This is a genomic window from Petralouisia sp. (assembly GCF_056822245.1).
In genome coordinates this window covers 1-3058 of sequence record NZ_JBQIOP010000104.1, presented here as the reverse complement: position 1 = coordinate 3058, position 3058 = coordinate 1, and the positions used below count along the sequence as shown (strand labels likewise).

The window sequence follows — 3058 nt, the reverse complement described above, 5'->3', positions numbered from 1 at the left end:
GTACCCGTCAACCTCCAGGCTCTTGTGTTTGTCGCCAGCTTTGATATAGCCGTAGATGGTAAAGGCTCCTACAAAATCCCCGCTGCGCCGCTTCACTTCCAAGGCGCTCCGGGTCTTGACGGAAATGTCCCGGCTGTATGCCTCGTTCATAATGTTTTTTACCGATACGGTAAGGTCATCGGCAGCGTCATTCTCCGTGTCCACGTTATCATTGATGGCGATAAAGCGGACGCCGTAGGCCGGAAATACCCGGCGCATATAGCGGCCGGTCTCTATGTATTCACGACCCAGGCGGGAGAGGTCTTTGACGATCACACAGTTGGCCTCGCCCTGCTCGATCATCCGCATCATTTCCTGAAATGCCGGGCGGTCAAAGAGGACCCCGCTGTAACCGTCGTCAATCTTTTCTGCCACGACTTCAATCTCCGGGTGCCGGGCAATATAATCATCAATCAGCCGCCGCTGGTTGGCGACGCTGTCGCTTTCCACCGTCTTATCATCGGTATAAGAAAGACGGATGTACTTAATGGCTTTGTAAACCTGCATAAAAAAACACTCCTTTCATTGCGCAGAAAAATCCCCGCAATCCAAGAAGTGTGGCTGTGCCGTATTCAATTCCTTTTCCAGTTCTTATTGTACCACGCCCCTGCGGGAAAGTCAGCCCTTTTCCTAAAATAATCCGGCTCACCGTAAGATTCCCTTGATACATTCCTCCAGGGTAGCGCCGCCTGCGGCAAAGCTGGCCTGTACGGTGAACCGCCCGCATTTGAAGCGGTAAGGGTCTTTGATCTGCCGTACAAATTCGGCAATCCGTTCCTCACGGGAAAGCTCCTTATCAACGGCAACCTCCCGGATGTCCACCAGTGCGCCGGTTCTGCCGGCAACAACCGTATTTTCCATAATACCAACTCCTTCCTGAAAATTTCTGGCTATCGAAACCACATGAATAAGTCGGGCCTGCGCTCATACACTCACAGACCCGGCCCATTGTATCTGATTTCGATCAGCTGCCGTATTTGCCACGCCCCCCGGCAGGCCCTGAACGAACAGGGCAGGGCTGTTACAGGCTGCGGATAGCGTTGCCGCATCATAGCCCCGCATACGCCGCCGCTTTGCCAGAGCAGGCGCACGCCGCAGGAACTCTCCCCAAGTCTTTAGGGAGCCGTGAGGAAGTACCATTATGATCTGTGCCGTTGTCGCGTCCGGCCTGCCACAGCCGGTTTCGTGGGTTGCGTTTACCGCTCGGACAGCCTGGATTCATCACCTCCTTAGGCCGCCTGTCACCGCGCCGCCCCATCTGCCGCTCGGAACACAGAATGAAGTACCTGTAACAGCGTGTATTCGGTTGTCAAGGAGCAAGCGAGGGGCGTGGCAGTTATGACAGTTTTTCAGTTGGGGCGGGCCGGAGCATGTGCTGTACGGCCACACCCGCCAGGCTTGTCCTGCCGGATAAATATGTCCCTCTATTATTCATTTCATTTTTGAGGGTTATTTTCGGGGGCAGGATTAAATTTCTTCCAGAATTTTTTTCAGGCGTCGGAGTCCGCGCTGGATTCCTTCATGCACGGAGCTTACCGCCGAGTGTTCGCTTTTGGCAATTTCGGAAAGGCTCATTCCCAACAGATAGTGCGAGCATATCCGGTTCCGCTGCTTTTCAGGCAACAGGGTAATGGCCCGGTACAGCCGCCCATGTTCTTCCTCATGGATCAGAATATCTTCCGGCGCAAGCACGACCACAAGGGCATCACGTTCAACATTCTTGTCATAGTCCAGAGAAAAATATGCCTTATGCCGGTATGTACGCAGGAAATGGGCTGCCTCGCTTAATTTATATTCCCGGAGCAGGTCGGCCACCTCGTCCGGCACTTCAACAATATTATCTTTCGTATAGAACGGGTAATAGTCCCGCAGATTGATTTCTTTCATGTGTAATTCCTCCGATTTCGATTTTTTTAGTTGATAGGCAAAATCGAAATCAGAGGGTGGGGAGCGACACCCCGGACTATCACCTGCAACAGAGGCAGCAGGAAAGTTTGTCTGTTTTGTAGATAAGAAAAGAGCGCGTACCCGTTTTGTTACAGGCGCGCGCTTAATGGAACATTTTGCTGATTGCTGGGAGAAAAAATAAAAATATGTCGATACAAAAAGTGCCGCAGCTTTTTGAACTGCGGCACTAAAATATATTTGGCTATTTTTTTGTCGTTTCCTGTGAAAATATAGGACTTTTCTAATGTGCATGTCTGCCCCCATATCTGGGGGAGTATAAATGGATTTGTCACTATCCTTTGATATATCCCCCAACCTGTTACATGGGGGATATTATACAGGGGCATATTCGCTTTTTATCGCCAGCCTTTCCCGGTAATGTCCTAAAAATGCCCTAAATTTATCTGTCATATTCCAGCATCAAATTTATAACCGACGCCCCGCACACTGATAACATATTCAGGTGCTTCAGGTGCAATTTGAAGTTTCTGGCGAAGGCGGCTCAACAGATTATGGATTGTTTTCGGTGTAACGTCAATATATTCTTCGCCCCAAACATGGTAAGCTATGGTCTCAAAGGTCAATACCCGTTTCTTGTTGACAATCAGTAAGTGGAGTGCATCGAATTCTTTAGCTGTTAATTCTATCTCCTGACTGCCGACACACACCGTTCTTTCTTCCAGGCAAAAATACAGATCACCTTCCCGGATTTCCAATAATGGTTGAACTGAACCATTCTGGAAACCGTGACATTTAGAAACAGTACATAGGAAAATATCGGGAAAATCACTCAGATTTTCTCTATTAAGAATATACTGCAATAAATCTTTCTGCTGCTCTGTATCAAGCAAAGCAAACAATTTTTCTCCAATTTGTCTGCCGGATTCAGATATATCCAATACGGCTAATTTCCCATGTCACCACCTCCTTCAAATCAACTTTATTTCAAGATTTTTACCATTATTTTGAATCTTCAACAAAATACATAATTCTCCGTATCAGCTCCGGAATATTGACCGGGGACATGAAATAGTCATTGATACCCTCATGCCGGTATTCATATTCCGTGGCA

Annotated in this window: 4 protein-coding genes and 1 pseudogene; all 5 read right to left on the bottom strand. The window is 48.5% G+C overall.

Annotated features, from left to right (window positions below; translation table 11 throughout):
* On the bottom strand, window positions 1-546 hold a 546-nt coding region (locus ACTO17_RS19705; RefSeq protein ID WP_482559123.1), incomplete at its 3' end, for a recombinase family protein.
* 138 nt (window positions 547-684) lie between these two features.
* Window positions 685-900, bottom strand: a complete 216-nt coding sequence (locus ACTO17_RS19700; protein WP_004083374.1) for a DUF6870 family protein — start codon at window positions 898-900, stop codon at window positions 685-687.
* A gap of 606 nt (window positions 901-1506) precedes the next feature.
* On the bottom strand, window positions 1507-1926 hold the full coding sequence (locus ACTO17_RS19695; protein WP_016217843.1) for a sigma-70 family RNA polymerase sigma factor: 420 nt from the start codon (window positions 1924-1926) through the stop codon (window positions 1507-1509).
* A gap of 467 nt (window positions 1927-2393) precedes the next feature.
* The gene (locus ACTO17_RS19690) at window positions 2394-2885 is read right to left on the bottom strand and encodes a winged helix-turn-helix domain-containing protein (protein ID WP_022745526.1); all 492 of its coding nucleotides are present in this window, start codon (window positions 2883-2885) and stop codon (window positions 2394-2396) included.
* Window positions 2886-2946: 61 nt separating this feature from the next.
* Window positions 2947-3058: pseudogene (locus ACTO17_RS19685) on the bottom strand (response regulator); the annotation flags it as partial.

Bases quoted from the DNA above. Each gene is read 5' to 3' on its own strand.
- ACTO17_RS19700 (WP_004083374.1), bottom strand. From the start codon at position 900: ATGGAAAATACGGTTGTTGCCGGCAGAACCGGCGCACTGGTGGACATC.
- ACTO17_RS19695 (WP_016217843.1), bottom strand. From the start codon at position 1,926: ATGAAAGAAATCAATCTGCGGGACTATTACCCGTTCTATACGAAAGAT.